Raw genomic sequence first — 22,295 nt, forward strand, 5'->3', positions numbered from 1 at the left:
TCCCCGTCAGTCCTGGTTGTCGTCTGCATCGCGCAGCGCCGGGTCGTCGAGCATCTCCAGGTCGGCGCGCGCCACGAGCTGCGACGACACGGCGTACTCGACCAGCCGCGCGCGACGGTTGCTGGCGAGCTTGCCGATCCCGCCCCGCAGGCCCTGCACGCCCATCCGGTCGAGCTTGTCGCAGACGTTGTCGAGCTTGCGATTGAAGCGACTCATGGTCCAGCCGAGCCGCTCGGCCGCCGCCGCGCTGGAGGGCAGCTCGCTCATGCCGACGCCGTCGCGGCGGAGCATCGGCTCGGCGAGCGCGACGATGAGCAGCTTCTGCAGCTGCGTCAGCGCCACCGGCATCACGGTGGTCTCGCCGGACGAGCGGCGCCGGTGCTCGGTCGACATGGCGAACGCCGCGTCATCCGAGTGGACGCCGATCTCGTAGGTGGTGGGCCCTGCGGTGAAGACGATCGAGCACTCGGAGAAGACGATCGGCAGCCTAGCCCCGGGCGACAGCCACGACTGCACCGCGCCGCCCCCGGAGGAGACGGTGGCCGAGAGCCGCGACCCGAGGTTCGAGAGCCACCAGAGGCCGTCCTGATTGCGCAGCTCCAGGAACTGCCGATGCAGGTACTGGTTGTCGTCGACCGTCAGGTCACCCTCCCGGCCGATGACGAACGGCTTCACGGGTTCGAGCGTGAACCACTCCCCCGCGAATTCGAGCTTCAGCTCTGCATGCTGCTCAGCCAATGCCGCACCCCTCCGTGTCGTTCGACGATCGTCCGTCCTCGCGCACGAGACGCACCAGGATGCACGACTCGCCGTCGCTGTCGCGCTCGAGCGTGACCGACTCGGTCGACACATGCGCGGTGATCGGATCCGCGTCGCTGCGCTCATACCGATACTGGAACGTGTCTCCCGGCTGCGGCTGGGCATTCGTCCAGGTGAACGTGACGGTCTCGCCGTCGACGGTGCCGGCGACGTTGATCGGCGCGCTGGGCCGCTGCGGCGCTGCCGGTGGCGCGACCGACTGCGAGGGGTTCGCCTGCGGCGGCGGCTGGTTGCCCGCCGTCAGCGCGAGCCACACGATGCCGATGCCGAGCGCCGCGACCACTGCGCTGCCGAGCACGGCGACCAGCGATGCGCGCTTCGAGCGGATCGGCGGCGCGTCCGGTGCGGCCGGAGCGGACGCCGGTGCTGCGCGCGCCTCGGTCGGGGCACGACGGATCGTGGCATCCGTGAGCGCGCCGGGCGACGGCCGCGCGCCCGCCATGCTGCTGGGATGCGAGGGGGCGACGTCGCCCGCATGCGGGTCGATCGAGACCACCCCGCGGATGCGCGTCGCGCCGCCGTCCTCCTCGTCGACCTCCTCGGCGTCGAGCGAGTCGTCGAGCACGTCGAGGGGAGTGACGGGCAGTGCCATCTCGGCCTCGACCTGCTGCAGCGCGCGACCGAACGCCATGGCGGACCGATGGCGGCGCGAGGGCTCCGGGTCCATCGCGGAAGCGAGCACCGCCTCCAGCCGCTGCGGCACGTCGTGGCGTGCCAGCGGCGCGATGTCGCCGCGCTGGATGCGGTCGATGAGGTCGACGCTCGTGTTGCTGCCGCCCGGCAGCTCGAACGGCGTCCTGCCCGCCAGCAGCGTGAACAGCGTCGCCGCGAGCGAGAAGACGTCGGACGCCGGGCTCGAGGCCGGACGCTCGAGGAACGCCTCCGGCGGCGACCACGGGATCGACATCCCGCTCGTGTCGTCGGCACCCCCGGCGCTGGTGGCGATGCCGAAGTCGGTGAGCGCCGGTCGGTTGTAGGCGGTGACGAGGATGTTCGCGGGCTTGACGTCGCGGTGCAGGATACCCGCGCGGTGCGCTGTCTCGATGGCCCCGGCGATCTGCACCCCGAGCGTGAGCACCTCCGGCACGGAGAAGCGCTCGCGTCGGTAGCGCACGCCGAGGTTCGGCCGGGGGCAGTACTCCATCTCGAGGTACGGGCGGCCGTCGGGCGCGACCGCCGCCCCGTAGATCGTCACGATCGACGGGTGGGTCGAGAGCTGGGCCATGACGTTGGCCTCGTGCCGGAAGTTCTCGAGCAGCTCGCGGTTCACGGCATCCGGCAGCAGCACCTTCACCGCGACCTGCCGCGACGGCAGGAGCTGCTGGTAGAGGAACACGTCGGCGAAGCCGCCGGAGCCGAGCAGCGAGAGGTAGTCGTAGCCGGGCAGCTGGGGTGGCGCGGAGGGCGCGCGCTTGGGGCTCACGGTGCCGCCTCGACGGTGATGATCTGCGCGTCTCCCAGGTCGAGCCGATCGCCGAGCTGCAGGATCGTGGCGGCCTCAGGGCGGAGTCGCTGCGGCGCCGCGCCTTCGCGCAGCAGCAGCGTGCCGTTCGTCGAGCTGAGATCGATGGCGACGAGGTTCCAGTCCTCGACACGCAGCTCGACATGGCTGCGCGATACATCCTCGCTCGGGCTGTCGACGGTCGCCAGCCTCGGCACTCGACCGGACTCGACGCGGCGCGAGCGCGGGCGGCGCCCGATCACGACACCGCGACCGAGCGGGACGCGCTCGCCGGAGGGCAGCACCGCCACCGCCACCTCGGGGCGAGCCCGCTGCGCCGCGGTCCGCTCGTCGACCGGTGCTCCGCAGAGCGTGCACCGCACGCTGCCGGGGGCGTTGACGTGGCCGTCGGGGCAGAGTGCGGAGAGCACGAGTGGTCCGGTCGCAGGCGCCGCCTCCTGGCGTCGCTCGCGCTCCTCCTGCAGCCGTCGCGCCTCGGCTGCGGTGATGGTCATGCCGTCGTGGTCGCCCGTCTCGCCTGCTGCGGCATCTGCAGCCGGAGCAGACGGCACGGCGGGCGCAGACGGCAGTGCGGGCGCGACCGGTGCTGCCGCAGGCGGCGCGGCCGTCGTCGAGCCGTGCAGATCGACGGCCGGCTTGATGAAACCCGGCACGGAATCGATCAGACCGCGATCGAGCGGGCTCGCCGCCGGCGGGGCGACGACCGCCTCGGTCGGTGCGGCGGGCGGCAGGGTCTGCCGGAACGTCGCGGTCCGCGGATGCACCCGCACGGCCGACACTCGGACGACACCGCCGTCGAGCGGCAGCGTGCGGGTCGCGAGCGCGCCCAGGTCGCCGGCCTCCACTGGCGCGGTCGCGTCGATCTCGTCGAGCGACCACTCGGCACCGAAGCGGTCGTCGAGCTGGGCGTCGCCCGCCGTCGCCGGCACGCCATGACGTCGCAGCATCGCGCGGCGATCGTCGAGGTCGACGAGCCCTGTGAGCGCGCTGGGCTCCGAGTCCAGCAGCGAGCGCAGCGCGTCGAGCGTGTCGACCGAGGCGCTCGCGGCGTGCAGCGCTGCCGCAGAGCCCGGCTCGAGGTCGCGCTCGCACACGAGCACAACTCGGCCCGCTGCGACGCACCAGGCCTCGCCGGGCGCGTAGTCGATGTGCGCTCGCTGCGCAGGAGCACTCATGGCCGCGCCTCCCTCGGGAGCGTGTCGTCGAGCTTCTGCGCGTGGGTGTCGAAGAGGTCCTCGTCGGCGAGCTCCACCGCATCCACGTCCACGACCACGACGGAGACGTTGTCGGGGGCACCCGCGTCGAGCGCACGACGGAGCAGCAGCGCCGCCGCGGGCGCCGGCGAGGAGACGTCATCGAGGATCTCGGCGATCTCGCCATCCTCCACCTCGCCCGTCAGGCCGTCGGAGCACACGAGCATGCGCTGCCCCCGCTCCGCCGGGCGGAGCCACACGTCGGCGCTCTGTCGCCGCCCCGCGCCGAGCGCCCGCGTGATCACGTTGCGGTGCGGGTGCGTGCGCGCATCGCTGCTGCGCAGCGCGCCGGCCTCGACCAGCTCCTGCACCATCGAGTGATCGACGGTGACCTGCTGCAGCTCGCCGCGCTCATACAGGTACGTGCGGGAGTCACCGATATTGAGGATCAGCCAGTGGGCGATGCCGCCGACATCGACGAGCACCGCGCCCGAGAGCGTCGAACCGCCGAGCTGCGCGGCCCGAGCGTGCTCGCGCATGGAGTCGAAGGCGCGCTCCAGCGCCGATTCGACGCGCGCGACATCGGCGAGCGTACGGCCGCGCAGACTGCGGAACGCCTCCACCGCGAGCGTGCTCGCGACGTCACCGGCGGCGTGACCGCCCATGCCGTCCGCCACCACGAAGACGGGGAACGACGCGAACACCGAGTCCTCGTTCACCGTCCGACGCAGGCCGGGGTGCGTGGCTCCAGCCCAACGGAGCGAGATGGAGGGATGGCTGTATCGGAACTCGCCGACGGCGCTCACGGCGCACCTCCCCCGCTGCCGGGCTCGATCGTGACCGCGCGGTCGCCGAATCGCACCACGTCACCGGCGGCGAGCGCGAAGGCCTGGCCCGGTGCGAGGACGTGCTCGACGCCCGCGCGCACGACGGTCGAGCCGTTGGTCGACGCTCGGTCGACGGCGGCAAGCGGGTCGGCAGTGATGAGCAGGTGCGTCTTCGAGATCGAGCGCGTCTCGTCGACCACCGGCAGCAAGCGCTCGACGATCTCGCCGGCGGCGGCCGCCGGGTTGCGACCGATGAGCGCGGAGCCCGTGATCGAGCAGCGGTCGCCGCTGTCGAACGCGAGCGTTGCGACGGTGGCGCGTGCACGCGGTCGCGCGCGAGTGGCATCCAGGTCGTCATCGTGGTCGACCGCATCGACGCGGCGCACGGTGCTGTCGTCGATGTCGTCGCCCGCACCGCTGTCGACGTCGAGCTCCAGGATCGTGTCCTCGCTGAACGGCACCGCGCCACGGGCCGGCTGCGGTGCCCGCTGGGGTGCCCGCTGGGGTGCCGGCTGCGGCGCGGTCGGAGGCGCGGACTGCGGCGTTGTCGCCGACGGCGCAGCCGGCGGCTGCTCGCGCGCCGACTCCCTGCCGGGCACGCTGTCGACGATCCCGCCGATCGACGCGGCCGGTGTGCGCTCGACCCCCGGTGCGCGCTGCTCGCGCGACTGCCCGGGAGCTGCGGCACGACCGCTCAGCTCGCCGGGTCGATAGCCCCCCGCTCGCGCGGCGCCCGTCGCCGTTCCTGGTGTGGTGTGCGGCGACGGCTCGACCGGTGGCCGGCCCGCGAGCCCCACGGGCTCCCGACCCTGCGCCTCGGGGCGCGCGACGCCGACGACGCCCGCGCTCGTGCGCGCGCCGGGGCGATAGGCGTGGCCCGTGCGATCGGCGGGGGTGGCGAGCGACGGCAACTCGGAGCGCGCGGCCTCGGGCTCCGCGTTCACGGTCTTCCGCGCGATGCGCATCCGCTTCTCGTGGTACGGATCGAGCCCCAGTTTCGTGTCGACGAACCAGGTCGCGCCGACCTTGTCGAGCCAGCCGCGGCCGCGCCTCTCGCTGTCGAACAGCGGTGACAGGAACACGAGCAGCGGACCGATGAGCGGCACCAGGAAGCTCGCGTACAGCACGGTCGCGCGCAGCAGCGCCCTGCCGAAGCGCGGCTGGGCGAGCGTCGCGACGTTGACGGAGCGGATGCCCGTGAAGGCCTTGCCCAACGTCACGCCTCTCCGCCCGTGCAGCACGAGCTGCACGATCACGAAAGCGATCGACAGCACGGTGGAGACCGCGGTGGCCACGACCATCCACACGAAGTTCGGATGGCTCACGAGACCGGCCGGCGCGATGGCACCGGTGGCGACCTTCAGCAAGCTCGGCAGCGCGACCAGCCAGTACGGCAGCTGCAGGAGGGCGTAGACCGCGAACTCGATGAGAGACGCGACCGCCCGGCGTCCCAGCGGCGCGGGCCGGAGCCCGAGCGCAGCGGCGTACGCGGGGTCGGGCCGGCCATCCTCATCGAGGCCCTCGATGACCTTCCGGTCGTCCTGGATCTCCCAGATCATCGGCGCCTGCGCTCCTTCCTCCGTCGCGAGAACGATCGCAGCGACAGCCTGCTCCGCAGCCGCGTGCTGAGCTTCGCCTCTGCGCGCATCCCCTGCACGCTCCGCTCCACGTCGAGCCAGAACGCGTCGACCTCGTCCCTGGCGGGTTCGCCGGGGCCGAAGACGCCTTCGTCGACGAATTCGCCGATCTCGGTCGCTCTCGATCGAGGGTAGCGATCCTCGACCAGACCGGCGACCTCTCGGCGGGTGACACCGGCGGGCACCGGCAGCCCCAGGTCGACCGCGTGATCGACCACTTCGTGCCAGCCGCCGGCCAGCCGATCGCTCTCCCGCTCGGCGCGCGCCCGCCGGCGCCACCGCGCCGCCTTGAGCGCGCCGACCACGAGGAACGGCGAGGCGAGCAGCAGCAGGAGCAGCAGCACCGAGCCACCCAGCCACAGCCAGACGACCCAGGAGGTGTCCTCGAGCTCCTCGTCGTCCTGCTGACCCTCGTCCGCCACCGTGTCCGGCGACATGTCGGCCGGCTCCTCCGGCGGCTGCGGCGGCTGCAGCACCTGCGGCTTGGGGTCCGGCTCGGGCTCGGGCTCCGGCTGGATGTCGTCGTTGTCCTCCGGCGGCGTCGGGTCGAATCGCACCCATCCGTGGCCCTCGAACGGCACCTCCACCCACGCGTGCATGTCACCACCGGTGAGCTCGACCGGGTCGGCGCTGCCGGTGAAGCCGTCTCTCGGGTAGAGGCCCATGACCACGCGCGCGGGCACGTTAATGCGGTGCAGCGCGAGCGCGAAGGCGGTCGCGTACTGCTCGTCGTCGCCGACCAGCACGTCGCGCTCGAACATCGCCTGGATGCGCGAGGCTCCATGGCCGGCGAGCGAGGGGATCGTGTCGTCCTCGAGGCCGTGGCTGAAGCTGCCGTTCTGCAGCAGCCGCTGCATGTTCTGGATGTTCTCGAGTCGGTCCTGCCCCTCGTTGCCCCTCGTGGCGACCCACGCCTGCAGCAGGTCGGGCACGACAGCGGGATCCGGCACCTGCACCTCGGAGATCCTCGACCCGTCGAGCTCCTCGTGCTCCGGCTGCTTCGGCACGATCGCCTCGAGCGTGTACGAGTCCCCGGCGCCGAGGCCCTCGAGCGTGATGGCGGTGCCCGTCTGGCCGTTGTAGTGGAGCGAGCGCTGCAGCGCGTCGTCCCGCGGCCCCTCGAAGCGCAGCGACTGGATGTAGCCCACCTCCGGCACCCAGATGCCCGCATAGTCCTGCAGCTGCACCCGCACGGTCGCCGGCGTGCCCGACTGCTGCACGAGCACCTCGTCGCCGATGCGGGCGAACGATCCGGAGCCGGAGGCCTGCTGCGCCCCGGCCACCGCGAAGACGGTGCCGTCGTAGTAGTCGAAGGTCGCGAGCCGCAGACGACCGCCCGCAGGCATGCCGCTGACGGTCATGAGCGTGGAGTCCTCGAAGCTCTTGTGCCAGTTGCGGAAGCCGGCGAGCGGACTCGGGTACTCGGCGAGCTCGATGGGCGGCTGCACCGTGTCGCGGAGCACCGCCCGGCTGCTCGGCTGCACGGGGATGCTCAGCAGGCCCGCCACCAGCAGCGCGGCCGCGACCATGCCCACGGCGCCCCGCGTACGCCGCCGTCGCGCGCGTCCACGCTGACGGCCGTCGTTGGTGACCTCGACCTCGTCGTTGAGCGCGGTCCGCCACGTCGCGCGCCGCCACGCCGACCACGCGACGACCACGCCCGCGACCACGATGCCGAGCACCGCGGGCAGGAAGGCGATCTTGGTCCCGAAGCTGATGCCGACCAGCAGCGCGGCGACGCCCGGGATCATCGCGAACGGGGCTCCGCGGCGCAGCCGCAGCGCCAGCACGGTGGCGACGGTCGAGCACACCAGCAGCGTCAGGAACGGCACGACGAGCAGGCTCGGGAAGCCCTCTGCGGGCGGCTCGGCCGTCAGCAGCCCCTTCCACGAGAAGACCACGCCCAGCAGCAGCTCGCGCCACGCGTCGAGCGTCGGGAGGATGCCGCCGATGGTCTTGCGCGGCACCGCGAGCGCCGGCCCGAACAGCACGAGCGCCAGCACCACCCCGGCGACCGTGAGCAGCCAGCCACGCAGCGGGCGCAGCGAGGTGACGACGCCGACGGCGATGCCGAGCAGGGTGCCGCCGAGCCCGGCGACCAGGTAGGCGGTGCCGCCGAAGACCGGACCGAACGAGAGCGTCGCCGCGAGGCCGAGCGCGAAGATCGCGGCGCCGTCGACGAGCGCCTGCGTCGGCGTGCGGGGCAGCAAGGGCGTCTCGGTCACTGCAGCGCCACCCCCCGCATCACGCGCGGCAGGTCGCTCACGCTGCCGACGGTGGCGAGCATGGTGTCGCCCATGGGCTGCAGCCGCGGCTTGGCGCCCTTGCCCACCGTGAACACGATCACGCGCGCCTGCGACGGCAGCAGCGTGCGCGCGCGCCGCACGAGCGTCGGCTCCACCCCCGCGCCCGCGTGCAGCATGATGACGGAGGCCCCCGCGTGCTCGCGCGCGATCGTCGCGGCGAGGTCGAGCAGTCGATCGTCGCGGGGCGACCACTCGACGCCGGAGAGCGCATCGAGCAGCCGCTTGCCGGTCGAGGCCGGCAGCGTGCGCCGCGAGGTCTGCACGACGACATCCATCTCGTCGCGCACCGCCTGCACGCCCAGCGATCCGAGGATCGAGATCGCGGTCTCGAACTCTGCCGGGTCGCCGTAGTCCTCCGGCGAGGTCGACAGCCCGAGCGCCAGCACGCTGCGCCGGGTCTGCTCGAACTGGCGCACCATCAGCGTGCCGGTGCGCGCCGACGACTTCCAGTGGATGTAGCGACGGTCGTCGCCGGCGACGTAGTCGCGCAGCGCGTGGAAGGCGATGTCGCTGTTGGTCAGGTCGCGCGTCGTGATGCCCTCGAGGTCGCGGATGAGCCCCGGGGCGCTCTCGTCCAGCTGCACGGTCTTGGGGTGCACGTACAGCTCGACCGGATCGGTCCACTTCACCTGCCGGCGCAGCAGGCCGACGGGGTCGCCGCGCACCGACCGCACGGGCCCCACCTGCAGGATGGTGCGCCGGCTGGTGGGGATCGCGAAGACGTCCTCGTGCACGTCGCCCGGCTGCATGCGCGGCAGGTGGAACGAGGCGAGCGCCGTGCCGACGGGCACCTCGATGGTGGCCGGCAGCAGCGGCTTCTGCGAGGCGGCGTGGATCTCGATGCGCCCGAGCGCGCGCTCCCCCACCACCACGCGGGTGTAGGCGAGGTCGAGCTCGATGCGGTAGCGGTTGCGCCCGACCACGAACGCGATGCCGGCGATCAGCAGCAGCGCGCCCACGAGGCCGATCACGATGAGCTCCTTCCACCCCAGCGCGATGCCGCCGCCGAGCGCGGCGACCGTGCCGATCAGCACCGCCCAGCCGAAGCCCGTGATCGGTTCGAGCACCGGCCAGACGACACGACGCAGCCACGCAGCCGACGCCGCCGCCCAGGCGCTCGTGACCGACTCCTCCCCGACCGCCGCGTCGAGCGCGCGCCGCAGCGGCGGGCGCTCGCGCTGCACGGCGCTGCGCAGCCGGGTGCTGCCGGATGCGGTCGTCGTCGCGGTCGCGGGCTCGGGATCAGGGGCGGGAGTCGACGTCGCCCGCGCGGGCGCCGTCGTCATGCAGCGCGCTGCCGGTCCTGCGGCGCAGCGACATCGGCGATCGCTCGGTCGATGATGCGGTCGCCGGTGACGCCGGAGAACTCCGCCTCCGGGTCGAGCACGATGCGGTGGGCCCAGACGAACTGCGCGAGCTCCTTGACGTCGTCGGGCAGCACGAACGCGCGACCCTTTGCCGCTGCCCACACCTTGACGGCGCGCATGAGCGCCATGGCTCCGCGCACCGAGACGCCCAGACGCGTGTCCTTCGACTCGCGCGTGTGCTCCGAGAGCCGGGCGACGTAGTCGAGCACCGACTCGTCGACGTGGACGGTCGCGGCGAGGTCGATCATTTCTGCGATGGCGCCGGTGGTGATCACCGGCTGCACGCTGGCGGAGGCGTTGCGGATCGAGGCACCCGCGAGGATCCGCACCGTCTGCTCGCGACCCGGGTAGCCGATCGACGTCTTCATCAGGAAGCGGTCGAGCTGCGCCTCCGGCAGCCGGTAGGTGCCGGCCTGCTCGATGGGATTCTGGGTCGCGATGACCATGAACGGGCGCCCGACCTCGTACGCCGTGCCGTCGACGGTCACGCGGCCCTCCTCCATCACCTCGAGCAGCGCCGATTGCGTCTTCGGGCTCGCACGGTTGATCTCGTCGGCGAGCACGATGGAGGCGAAGATGGGCCCCTTGTGGAACTCGAAGGTCTGGGTCTTCTGGTCGTAGACCGTGACGCCCGTGACGTCGGAGGGCAGCAGGTCGGGCGTGAACTGGATGCGGTGGTTGGTGCCCTGCACGGTCGCCGCCATCGACTTCGCGAGCTGCGTCTTGCCGGTGCCGGGCGCATCCTCGAGCAGCAGGTGCCCCTCCGAGAGCATCGCGGTGAACGCGAGCCGGATGACGTCGTCCTTGCCGAGCACGACGGTGCCGACGTTGTCGACCAGGCGGGTGAAGGTCTGGGCGAACCAGTCCGCCTGCTCACGGGTCATGGATGCGCTCATCGTCGGTCCTCTCGGAAGGGGATGGATTGGGATGGAGTGGTCATGGCCACCGAACGTTCGGGGTTCGGAGACTGCCGTGCGGGATGCCGTCGGGGCCGCCCCAGACGTACATGTAGGCGTTGCCGCTGAAGCCCGAGTAGCACAGGCGTGTGCTACCCGAGCGATACTGCGTGGTGCCGTTCGAGGCCCCGATCTGCACGGTGCCCTGCTGGAAGGGGTTGCCGTCGCCGTTGCCGTTGCTGTTGTGGCAGGCGAACTGGTACGAGCCGGGCGTCAGGTTCGACCAGCTCAGTTGGTAGTAGCGGCACTTCGCCGACGTGCCCGTCGTGCACCCGCCGTCCGCGCGACTCGCGTCGTCGCCCTTGCCGAGCGAGATGGATGGCGCCGCTCGCACCCGCGCGCTGGCACTGGCCGTGGTGGCCTGCGCGCCGTGGCCCGCCTCCGCGGCACCTGTCGAGGTGCGCACCTCGATGGTGTGCTGCGAGTCGGGGCCGCCCGTGGCCGACTCCGTGCCGCTGTTGGCGACGCTCCGCCACGCGCCGCCGTCGATGCGGATCTCGGTCGAGATGCTCCGGCCGTTCCTCGCCGGCGCCGACCAGCTGAAGTTGACCTGCCCGACCGCACTCTTCGCATCCGCCGCCGGACTGCCGATCGCGCCGTAGGGGCGCGCCTGGTTGCCCGCGTTCGTCCACTCGGACGCGTAGCTGGTGCCGTCGACGAACGCTACCGCGCGCACCGAGAAGGTGTACGGCCCGCCGTTGTTGTCCATGCCCGTGTACGTGCCGCCCGGCCCGAACGACTGCGTCCCGGCGCCGCCGCCGCGCACCTCGAACGACACCTCGTTCGAGCGCAGGCCGTTGGAGTTGCCGGGCGTCCAGGTGACCTGGGCATCGGTGTCGCCGTCGCTCGCGGAGACCGCGGATGGCGCATCCGGGGCCGTGTAGGTGCGCACCGCCGCCGAGGACGCCGAGGGCGTGCTCGTGCCCGCGTCATTGGTGGCGGTGACCGTGAACGTGACGTTCTCGCCCTCCGCCGCGAAGCGGAAGTTCGCCTGCGTGCCGGTGACCCGCGCGGGCGTCGCACCGTTCGATGGCGTCACGGTGTAGACGGTGATCGCCGCACCGTTCGGATCCGCCGGCTGCCAGGTGACGGCGACCTGCACCTCCCCCGGGATCGAGCGGTCGGGGGTCGCCGTGACGCCCTGCACCTGCGTGGGCGGGCCCGCGGGCGTGACCGGCTGCGAGTAGGCGGAGAAGTCGCTCGGCTCGACCGCGAGGTTCACGGCCTGCACCCGGAAGGTGTACGCCGTGCCGTTCGCCAGCCCCGTCCAGGTGTAGTTCAGCCCCTGCACCTGCTGCTGCACGGCACCGTTCGGCGCCGGCGGCGAGATCTCGACGACGTAGTGCTGGATCGGCGAGCCGTTGTTGACCGGCGCCTGCCACGAGAGCGCGACCTGCGTGTCGCCCCGCTCCCGCTGCGGCGGCGCCGGCTGCTCCGGCCGCACATCGGGACGCGCCTCGCGCGATGCGGCCGAGGGGTCGGAATCGCCGACCTCGTTCTGCGCCAGCACCTGGAAGGTGTAGGTCACGTTGTTCGTCAGGCCCGCGATGACGCAGGTCGTCGCCGCGCAGGGCTGCTGCACGGCGCCGTCGGAGGACCGCACGACGTAGCCCGTGATCGGCGCGCCGTTCGACGGCGGCGGTGCCCAGGTGAGCGTCACCTGCGCGTCGCCGACCGCGTCGACGTTGGGCCGCGGCGGCGCATCCGGCCTGCCCTTGACGTTGAGCGTGAGCGTGCCGCTCACCTGGCGCTGCGCGAGCTCGGTGGCGTCCTGCACGGTATAGCGCACGGTGAGCACGCCGGAGAAGTCGGCGCCCGGCGTCACGGTGACCTCTCGGTCGGTGTTCGAGATCGTGCCCTGCCCGGCGACCACCGCTGCCGCGACCATCCGCAGCGGGATGCCGTCCCGCTCGAACGGGTTGAAGTCGTCCTGCACCACGTCGAGCGTGAAGGGAACACCCTGCGTCGCCTCGCCGCTGTTCGGCCGTGCGATGGGCATCGGACGGTTCGTGGGGACGACCTCGACGATCACGGTGCCCGGTGCGCGGTTGCCGTGCGGGTCGATGGCGACGATCTGGAACGAGCCGGTCGCGCCCGGCGGCGTGTTCGGCGCCGCCGTCGCCGAGAAGATCGAGCCGCTCATCGAGATCTCGACCCCGCTCATCGAGCCGCCGCCGGACTCGAAGACCATCGCCTCGAGGTCGCCGGGATCCGGATCCGTGGTGGCGTCGCGCAGGTCGAACTCCACGGCGCCCTCACCCGCCACCGGCCGCAGCACGGCACCGGCGAAGACCGGCTCGACGACGCTGGAGGAGACCACGTCGATCGGGATCGTGAGGATTGCCGTGTTGCCGTCCTCCGGTCCCGTGCCGTCGGTGGCCTCGAAGGTGATTGACGCCGGCCCGACGTAGCCCTCGGGCGATCGGAACTGCAGGGTGTCAGCGCCCGCGATCAGGCCCGTGTCGTCGTCGTTCACGGCGGTGACGGTCTCGCCGGAGGTGATGCGCGGCGGGTTGCCGTTGAACGTGGTGACCCAGTCGCGCAGCGGCAGCTCGCGCAGGATCCCGGAGGGGATCTGGATCGGCTCGGTGCGCGAGAGGAACGGCGCGCGGTCGCGCACGGGCGGCACGGCGACGAACGCCTCGGACGCGAGCCCGTCGATGTCGGTCACGCGGTAGGTGACGACCTGGAACTCCTCGCTCGGCACCACCTGGATCGCGTCGCCCGCGACCGAGCCGGGACCCGTCGCGATGGAGAGCGTGAGCTCGCTCGGGTCGCCGTCCGGATCGAGGTCGTTCTCGAGCACCGGCACATCCAGCGGCACGTCGACCTCGACCCCGTCGCGGGGCAGGGGGTCGTCGCGTGCGATCGGGGGCAGCAGCGGCGCGTCCTCCGCCACCGTCACCACGACCGAGCCCGTCGTCGACGCGCCTCGCGCATCCGTCACCGTGTAGGTGAACTGGTAGTCGCCCGTCTCCGCGGGCGAACGCAGATCGACGGTGGCGCGCTCGCGGTTGACGACCGCGTCGGCGAGCTCGTCGGGCAGGTCGAGCCCGTCGCTGGTGAGCGACAGCGCATCCTGATCGGGATCGGAGTCGTTCTCGAGCACCGCGATCGCGACGGAGCGATCTGGGCGCACGGTGACGAGGTCGACCTGCGCGAACGGCGTCTGGTTCACGTCGGCCGCCTGCGCGATGCCGATGATGGCGGACGCGGTGCCCTCGCCGCCCCAGCGGTCCCGCACCCGGTAGGTGAACTCGACCGTGCCGGCGCTGTCGGGGTAGGCCTCGAAGTCGAAGTAGTCGGGGCCCACCTCCGGCAGGATGCGGCCGCCGCCGGGTCCGGTGTCGTAGCCGACCAGCTCGACGCCGTCACCATCGGGGTCGATCCCGTGGAGCGGGATGGGGATGCGCACCGTCGAGCCGGCGAGCACGCGGGAGGTCACCGTCTCGGGAGCCGGCGGCGCGTTCTCCTCCTCGTCGCGCGGCACGATCGTCATCGCCACCGTCGCCGAGTCGCGATTGCCGAACTCGTCGGTGATCTCGTAGGTGACCGTCGCCCGCGTGGGGGCGTCGACGAGCGCGTGGACGCGCAGCCGCCCCTCGGAGATGAACGCGACGCCCTCGTCATCGGAGGCGAAGCTGGTGTCGACGACTCGATCGACCAGCTCGAACGGGGTGCCGTCGGGCGAGAAGTCGTTGGCGAGCACGTCGACGGTGGCGTAATCGCCGGCGCGCACCGTCGCGGCGTCGTCGACCGCCTTCGGCGCGCGAGGCTGCGCGGGCGGCGCGACCGGGATGACCTCCACGGTGCCGGTCTCGGAGAACCGCCCGTTCGAGACCGTGTAAGTGAACTGGAACGGCGCGTCGAGCCCGTTGTCACGGATGCTGACGATGCGACGATCGCGCAGCTCCACGGTGATCGGTGCCGCGCCCTCGACGGTCACCTGCTGCACGACGAGCACCCCACCCGCCGGATCCACGTCATTCGCCAGCAGGTCGACGATCGCCGAGCCCTGCTGCGGCAGCAGCGCGGTGTCGCGCACGGCGACGGGGCGCGCCTCCTGGTCGGGCGTGCGGATGTCGATGCGGATCCGGCCGATGCTCGGCAGCGGCCCGTCGGCGATCATGTAGGTCAGGTAGTGGGTCCCGACAGTCCCGGAGCGGATGTGCACGACCCCGGTGGCCTTGTCCCAATCCATCTCCACGCCCGCCACCGGATCCACCGAAGCCAGCCGCAGCGGGCGTCCCGATGGGGAGTAGTCGTTGAGCATCGGGCGGATCGTCGCCTCCCGCCCCTCGACGGTGCTGACGAAGTCGGCGTTGGCGAGCGGCGGCGCATCGCCGCGCTCGCGCACGTCGACCTCGACCTCGGCGGATGCCTCGCTGCGGCCGTCCGAGACCGTGACGGTGAGCGTCTGCACGCCCACGTCGCCGGTGGCGGTGTAGATGAGCCGGCCCGAGGGGTCGGTCTGGATCGTGTCACCGGAATCGGTCGTCGCGCCCGTGAGGTACATGTCGTCGCCGTCGGGGTCGATCCAGTCGGCGAGCACCTGGTACTCGTACTCGCCACCCTGCTCGACCGCGAACGCCTGCGCGCGCTGCTGCTCCGGAGGCGAGTTCTCCCCATCGCCGCGCACCTCCACGCGCACCCCTGCGGTGTCCGTGCCACCACGACCGTCGTCGATCTCGTAGTTGAAGGTGAAGCCGCCCGTGAAGCGCTCCGGCAGCTGGAGCTGCAGCGCGGAGTCGTTCGCGACCGGGGCGATCGCGGCGCCCTCGGGCAGATCGCCCACCACGCGGGCGGTCAGCACGTCGCCGTCGGCGTCGCTGTCGTTCCACAGCACCGGCAGGATCGTCGAGCGGCCGGGCCGCGCACCGAATCGGTCGTCGTTCGCGTCCGGATCGGTGTTCTCCTCGTTCACCGGCGGCGGCTGGTTCGTCAGCAGGTCCTCGGTGGACTCGGAGTCGTCCTGGTCGCTGGTCTCGTCGGACTGCTCTGGCAGCAGGTCGTCCCAGTTGTCGACCAGCACGAGCGTGTCCGACAGCAGCCAGGACGAGCCCTCCTGGAACTGGTTCAGCACCACCGCGTCGCGGTTGATGCGGAAGGTCGCGGCGCTGCCGTCCATCTGCGGCACCTGCTGCTCGCTTCGCTCGGCGCCCTGGCAGTCGCGGAGGAACTGCGCGCTGCCGGTCCAGACCGCGTAGACGCACCCGTGCAGCTGCACGGGGCGCACCGCGTCGCCGCCGCCCTGGCGCTGCTCGACCTGCGGGTCGCCGCCGCCGAGCGGCTGCCGGATGAGCTGGGTCGGCGTCGCGAGCACGACATCGTCGGCGTCGTCGCCCACCAGCTGCACCGCCGATCCGTCCGGCACCCGGGTCGCGCCGCCGGGCAGCAGCAGCGTGCCGGTCCCCGGGTCGTGCACGACTGGCTGCCGACCCACCACCGTCACCAGCGGCTCCTGCATGGCGCGCAGCTCGCTACGGTCGCGCACGGTCGGCTCGTCGAACGTGCCGTCGTCCAGGCGGGCGACGCTGAGCTGCTGCCCCTCGCTCGGCGACGCGGCGTACACGGTGCCGTCGCGCCCGACGGCGACCGCGGTGCCCTCGCCGAGCTCGGCGAGGGGCTCGGCGCTCTCGGGCGAGAAGCCGACGAAGTCGTTGAACGACATCGCCCAGAGCGAGCCGTCGGCGGGATCGACGACCGCGACGACGCCGCCACCCATGGCGATGCGTCCCTGCGCAGGCAGCTGCACGCTCGTCCCGAGCACGACGTGCACGGGGTCGACCACGATGACTGCCGACGACTCCCGATTGTGGAGCAGCACGTCGTCGCCGTCCTGCAGCACGTCGAAGCTGGCTGTCGGCGAGGTCAGTCCGGCGTCGAGCTCTGCCGCCTGGATGTTGATGCGGCCCAGCTGCTGGCTGTCCTGCTTCGTGACCCAGACGCCTCCGTCATGGAGGTCGACGTCGGTGGTGGTGAAGCCGTCGTAGGTGAACGCGAGGATGCCGAGCGCGAGCGACACGGCGGTGACGAGTCCTCCCGCCACCGTCGACTTGCGATGGCTCCTGATCCACCTGAACACTGCCGGCCTCCCGTGACGCCCTCGGCGGGCACTGGGGGACCCGCGGTCGGGGGCGCGACCTCGGTCATTGTGTCAGAACTCCGCGACCGCATACCTGGAGATCCGCACAATGCTCCGAGCACCCATCATGGCGATGGGCCCTCGGAGCATCGTGCTGCGGCGGTCAGCCGCGCGCGCGCTCGTACGCGGCGAGGCGCTCCGCGTTCTCGGCATTGAAGTCGTCGAGCGCCTGACGGTTCCAGTCACGGGCCTTGCGGCCCCGGCGGGCGACGATGCCGCCGAACCAGATGGGCACCTCGCGGGCCAGGATGAACGCGAGCACCGACAGCGGCGCGAGCACCAGCTGGCCGAGCGACTGCAGGTCCATGCTGAACACCGAGGCATAGGCCGACCAGCCGCCCTCCTGCTCGATGTGGGCGCCGGCGATGTGCGCCGCGTAGACCAGCAGCGCCACGACGAAGGCGCCGAGCACATGCGCCCACCAGCCCGCTCGGTTCACGAGCAGCGTGATCAGCCAGTAGGCGAGGAAGAACACCACGACCGGCAGCAGGTAGGAGGGGCGCAGCCACACCGTCTCCAGCGTCTCGGTCGCGTTGAACGCGCGATCGAAGAGGTAGCCGACGGCGAAGAAGGCCACCGCGAAGAGCGCGGCGAAGATGATCGATGCGAGCAGCGCGACGAGGAAGCCGACGCCGCGCGCGCCCTTGCGACGAGGCGGCTGCGGCTCCTCGACGAGCACGATCGGCGTGCCGCCGGCAGCCGCGCGCGCCGTCTCCTCATCGACGGCGATGGTCGACGGCGGCACCTCGTCCCGCACGATGCCGAACCGCTCGGTGCGCTGCGTGGTGTCGCCCGGTCGGTAGTCGTCCTGCGTGTCGAGCACCTGCGTCTGTGCGGCGGTGTCCTCGACCTCCGGCGTGCGCTTCGCGTGCATCGCTCGCGTGCGCTGCTCGTCGTCCGCGTGGTGATCCGGCTGCTGCGCCATGGCCTCGGTCGGCGCCGGCTCGACGAAGTCGCGGTCGGAGGTGCCGGGCCGAGCGTCTGCGCCTCCTGCGAGTGCGTCCGCGTCGGCTGCCGCATCGTCGGCATCGGTGCGTCGCCGCAGACCGAACGACGGGCGGCGAGGCTCGACGAGCGGCGGCGGCGTCGCGGCTCCGGAAGCGCTGCCATCAGCGTCGCTGGCAGCGGCCTGCCCGCGATGCTGCTCGAGCGAGTTCTCGGCCGCCTCGTCGTGCACCTCGTCTGCCGTTGCGCGGGCCGAGTCGTCGGGGTGCGCCGCCGAGTGCGAGGGCCCACGCAGCGTCGATGGGGCGATCACCGTGGGCTCGATCGGGCTGTCGCCGCCGCGGTCGTCGTCATCGCGTGACGTGTGCTCGACCAGCGGCTGCGGCTCGTCGTGATCCTCGATCGAGGTCGCGGCGGCATCCGCCTCGGCAGGCGTCGCCGCGGACTCGTCATGCACGGGCGCGTCATCGGCAAGTGCGGGCTCGTCGACGTTTCCGTCGCGCGATGCCGCGTCGGCATCCGTCGACGGCGAGCTGCCGAAGAACCGATCCCGCCACGAGGTGGGCTGCTCGTCGCTCATGGTCAAACCTCCTGCAGCGGCACCGTGCCGCGTCGTCGGCCGATTCTAAGCACTGCGCCTGCACGCCGGCCCGCGCCACCCCGCCGCCCGCGCAATCGCCGCGACACGCGGCAGGGGCCGCATCCGATGTGGATGCGGCCCCTGCTGCGTGCGGTCGATCAGACGATCTGACCCGGCTCCTCGTTGAACTCGCCACCGGTGAAGGCGTCGAAGTCGAGGTACGACAGGTCGGACTCGTCCACGCCACCGGCGTCTGCGAACAGACGGTTCGGGTAGCGCTCGGCCTTGGCCTCCTCGGTGGCCTCGACCGAGACGTCGCGGTAGCGCGACAGGCCGGTGCCCGCGGGGATGAGCTTGCCGATGATGACGTTCTCCTTGAGGCCGAGCAGCGGGTCGCGCTTGCCGGCGAGGGCCGCCTCGGTGAGCACCTTGGTCGTCTCCTGGAAGGAGGCGGCCGAGAGCCACGACTCGGTCGCGAGCGACGCCTTGGTGATGCCCATGACCTCCTGGCGAGCCGAAGCGGTCTTCTTGCCGTCGGTCAGCGCCGCACGGTTGAGCTCGTTGTACCGCGAACGGTCGACGAGCTCGCCGGGCAGGAGGTCGGTCTCGCCGTGGTCGACGACGGTGACCTTGCGCAGCATCTGCCGCACGATGACCTCGATGTGCTTGTCATGGATCGGCACGCCCTGCGAGCGGTACACGTCCTGCACGCCGGAGACCAGGTGCTTCTGGACCTCGCGGACGCCGCGCACGCGCAGCACTTCCTTGGGGTCGACCGCACCGATCTGGATCTGCTGACCCTGCTCGACGTGGTCGCCGTCGCCGACCTCGAGGGTCGCGCGGCGGAGCACCTGGTACACGACCTCCTCGTCACCGTTGTCGGGCGTGATGATGACGCGCTTGGACTTCTCGTCCTCCTCGATGCGCACACGACCGGCTGCCTCCGCGATGGGCGAGGCGTTCTTCGGCGTGCGGGCCTCGAAGAGCTCCGTCACACGGGGCAGACCCTGCGTGATGTCGCTCGCGCCCACCGAACCACCGGTGTGGAAGGTGCGCATCGTCAGCTGCGTGCCGGGCTCACCGATCGACTGGGCGGCGATGATGCCCACGGCCTCGCCGATGTCGACGAGCTTGCCGGTCGCCAGCGAGCGGCCGTAGCAGTGGGCGCAGACGCCGACTGCCGACTCGCACGTGAGGACCGAGCGCACCTTGACCGACTCGACACCCGCGGCGATGAACGCACGGATCTCGCGGTCGCCGATGTCCTGGGCGGCGGTGGCGAGCACCGTGCCGTCCGACGTCACGACGTCCGTCGCGAGGTTGCGGGCGTAGACCGCCGACTCGATGTTCTCGTGCAGCGTCAGCTGACCGTCGATGACCTCTGCGATCGGCACCTCGAGCCCACGCTCGGTGCCGCAGTCGTCCTCACGGATGATGACGTCCTGCGACACGTCGACGAGACGACGCGTCAGGTAGCCCGAGTCGGCCGTGCGGAGCGCCGTGTCGGCCGAGCCCTTGCGCGCACCGTGGGTGGCGATGAAGTACTCCGCCACCGTCAGGCCCTCGCGGTACGAGGAGATGATCGGACGCGGGATGACCTCACCCTTCGGGTTGGTCACGAGACCACGCATACCGGTGATGTTTCGCACCTGGATCCAGTTGCCGTTGGCGCCCGCGGTGACCATCCGGTAGATGGAGTTCTCCTTGTCGAACGCCGCCTCGGTGGCCTTCTGGACCTCGTTGGTGGCCTTCGTCCACAGCTCGGTCAGGTCACCACGACGCTCCGAGTCGGTGATGAGGCCCTTCTCGAACTTGCCCTGGATCTTCGAGGCCGACTCCTCGGCCTCCGCGACGATCTCGTCCTTGCGCGCCGGCGTGATGACGTCGGAGAGCGCGACCGTGATGCCCGAGCGCGTGGCCCAGTAGAAGCCGGCGTCCTTGATCTTGTCGAGCGTGCCCGCCACCACCGTCTTCGGGTAGTGCTCGGCGAGCGCGTTGACGATCAGCGAGATGACCGGCTTGGTGGCCGGCTCGCTCACGAACGGGAAGTCCGCGGGCAGCAGCTCGTTGAAGAGCGCGCGACCCAGGGTCGTCTCGTGCAGGAAGGTCTCGCCGTCGACGAAGCCCTCCGGGCGGTCCTGGTCGCGGAAGGCGAGGCCGTCCAGACGGATCCGGATGACCGAGCCGAGGTGCAGCGAGCCCTGGTCCATCGCCATGATCGCCTCGGCGATCGACGAGAACGCGCGGCCGGTGCCGGCGCCATCCTCCTTCAGCGACGTCAGGAAGTGCAGACCGGAGACCATCTCGTGCGACGGGAGGGTGACCGGTCGGCCGTCCGACGGCTTCAGGATGTTGCTGGAGGCGAGCATCAGCACGCGCGCCTCGGCCTGCGCCTCGACCGAGAGCGGCAGGTGCACAGCCATCTGGTCACCGTCGAAGTCGGCGTTGAACGCCGCGCACACGAGCGGGTGCAGCTGGATGGCCTTGCCCTCGACGAGCAGCGGCTCGAAGGCCTGGATGCCGAGGCGGTGCAGCGTGGGCGCACGGTTCAGCAGCACGGGGCGCTCGCGGATGATCTCCTCGAGCACGTCCCACACCTGCGGCTTCGAACGCTCCACCATGCGCTTGGCGTGCTTGATGTTCTGCGAGTGGCCCAGGTCGATCAGGCGCTTGATGACGAACGGCTTGAACAGCTCGAGCGCCATCTGCTTCGGCAGGCCGCACTGGTGCAGCTGCAGCTGCGGGCCGACCACGATGACCGAGCGGCCCGAGTAGTCGACGCGCTTGCCGAGCAGGTTCTGGCGGAACCGGCCCTGCTTGCCCTTGAGCATGTCGGAGAGCGACTTCAGCGCGCGGTTGCCCGTGCCCGTGACGGGACGGCCACGACGACCGTTGTCGAACAGGGCGTCCACCGCCTCCTGCAGCATGCGCTTCTCGTTGTTCACGATGATCTCGGGAGCACCGAGGTCGAGCAGGCGACGCAGGCGGTTGTTGCGGTTGATGACGCGACGGTAGAGGTCGTTCAGGTCGCTGGTCGCGAAGCGGCCACCGTCGAGCTGCACCATCGGGCGCAGCTCCGGCGGGATGACCGGCACGACGTCCAGCACCATCGCAGCCGGGCTGTTGCCCGTCTGCAGGAACGAGTTGACGACCTTGAGCCGCTTGATCGCGCGGATCTTGCGCTGGCCCTTGCCCTCGGCGATCTGCTTGTGCAGGTCCTCGCCCTCGGCGACCAGGTCGAACGCCTCGAGGCGCATCTTGATCGCCTCGGCCCCCATGTGGCCGTGGAAGAACTCGCCGTACAGGTCGACGAGGTCGTGGTAGGTCGCGTCCTCAGCCTTCAGGTCGCCGACCTTCAGCGTGCGGAAGTCGTCGAAGACGCGCTCCATCTGCGCGATCTCCTCGTCGGCGAACTTGCGCAGCTGCGCCATCTCGCGCTCACCGGCGTCCTTGACCTTGCGCTTCTGGTCGGCCTTGGCGCCCTCCTCCTCGAGCTGGGCGACGTCGGTCTCCAGCTGGGCGAGGCGAGCGGCGATGTCGGCGTCGCGGCGCTTCTCGATCTCGCCGACCTTCAGGCGGAGCTCCTGCTCCAGCTGCGGCAGGCGCTCGTGACGAGCCTCCTCGTCGACCGAGATGACCATGTACGCGGCGAAGTAGATGACCTTCTCGAGGTCCTTCGGCGCCATGTCCAGCAGGTAGCCGAGACGGCTGGGCACGCCCTTGAAGTACCAGATGTGCGTCACGGGCGCGGCGAGCTCGATGTGGCCCATGCGCTCACGGCGCACCGACGACTTCGTCACCTCGACCCCGCAGCGCTCGCACACGATGCCCTTGAAGCGCACGCGCTTGTACTTGCCGCAGGCGCACTCCCAGTCCCGGCTGGGACCGAAGATCTGCTCGCCGAACAGGCCGTCCTTCTCGGGCTTGAGCGTGCGGTAGTTGATGGTCTCAGGCTTCTTCACTTCGCCGTGTGACCAGCCTCGGATGTCGTCGGCCGTTGCCAGCCCGATCCGCAGCTCATCGAACGTTGTTGCGTCGATCAATGCAATTCCCTCTTG

The 22,295-nt window shown here is 71.3% G+C and carries 11 protein-coding genes; all 11 read right to left on the reverse strand.

What is annotated here, in order from left to right:
* Nucleotides 1-6: 6 nt before the first annotated feature.
* The 11 genes from ABG090_RS11105 to rpoC all read right to left on the reverse strand — a co-directional run bounded on the left by ABG090_RS11105 (nt 7) and on the right by rpoC (nt 22,280).
* Nucleotides 7-738: a hypothetical protein gene (locus tag ABG090_RS11105; RefSeq protein WP_347754550.1), complete on the reverse strand. Its 732-nt coding sequence runs from the start codon at nt 736-738 to the stop codon at nt 7-9.
* Nucleotides 731-2,242, reverse strand: a complete 1,512-nt coding sequence (locus ABG090_RS11110) for a serine/threonine-protein kinase (protein ID WP_347754551.1) — start codon at nt 2,240-2,242, stop codon at nt 731-733. The genes ABG090_RS11105 and ABG090_RS11110 overlap by 8 nt, the downstream gene beginning before the upstream one ends.
* Entirely contained in the window at nt 2,239-3,456 is a 1,218-nt protein-coding gene (locus ABG090_RS11115) for an FHA domain-containing protein (protein ID WP_347754552.1), read from the reverse strand. Before ABG090_RS11115 ends, ABG090_RS11110 begins: the two co-directional genes overlap by 4 nt.
* Nucleotides 3,453-4,280, reverse strand: coding sequence for a protein phosphatase 2C domain-containing protein (locus ABG090_RS11120; RefSeq protein ID WP_347754553.1), 828 nt, complete (start codon nt 4,278-4,280; stop codon nt 3,453-3,455). The genes ABG090_RS11115 and ABG090_RS11120 overlap by 4 nt, the downstream gene beginning before the upstream one ends.
* Complete coding sequence (locus ABG090_RS11125) at nt 4,277-5,860, reverse strand: RDD family protein (protein ID WP_347754555.1); 1,584 nt, start codon at nt 5,858-5,860, stop codon at nt 4,277-4,279. Before ABG090_RS11125 ends, ABG090_RS11120 begins: the two co-directional genes overlap by 4 nt.
* Nucleotides 5,857-8,163, reverse strand: a complete 2,307-nt coding sequence (locus ABG090_RS11130; RefSeq protein ID WP_347754556.1) for a transglutaminase-like domain-containing protein — start codon at nt 8,161-8,163, stop codon at nt 5,857-5,859. Before ABG090_RS11130 ends, ABG090_RS11125 begins: the two co-directional genes overlap by 4 nt.
* Entirely contained in the window at nt 8,160-9,530 is a 1,371-nt protein-coding gene (locus tag ABG090_RS11135) for a DUF58 domain-containing protein (protein WP_347754557.1), read from the reverse strand. Before ABG090_RS11135 ends, ABG090_RS11130 begins: the two co-directional genes overlap by 4 nt.
* The gene (locus tag ABG090_RS11140; protein WP_347754559.1) at nt 9,527-10,507 is read right to left on the reverse strand and encodes a MoxR family ATPase; all 981 of its coding nucleotides are present in this window, start codon (nt 10,505-10,507) and stop codon (nt 9,527-9,529) included. The genes ABG090_RS11135 and ABG090_RS11140 overlap by 4 nt, the downstream gene beginning before the upstream one ends.
* Before the next feature lie 40 nt (nt 10,508-10,547).
* Nucleotides 10,548-16,616 (reverse strand): Ig-like domain-containing protein, encoded by a 6,069-nt coding sequence (locus tag ABG090_RS11145; protein ID WP_347754560.1) that lies wholly within the window; start codon nt 16,614-16,616, stop codon nt 10,548-10,550.
* A 199-nt stretch (nt 16,617-16,815) separates the two neighbouring features.
* Entirely contained in the window at nt 16,816-18,237 is a 1,422-nt protein-coding gene (locus ABG090_RS11150; protein WP_347754561.1) for a hypothetical protein, read from the reverse strand.
* Between the two features lie 158 nt (nt 18,238-18,395).
* Entirely contained in the window at nt 18,396-22,280 is a 3,885-nt protein-coding gene (gene rpoC / locus ABG090_RS11155; RefSeq protein ID WP_347754563.1) for a DNA-directed RNA polymerase subunit beta', read from the reverse strand.
* Nucleotides 22,281-22,295: the final 15 nt, after the last annotated feature.

Source organism: Agrococcus sp. ProA11 (genome assembly GCF_039880525.1).
Classification (GTDB): Bacteria; Actinomycetota; Actinomycetes; order Actinomycetales; family Microbacteriaceae; genus Agrococcus; species Agrococcus chionoecetis.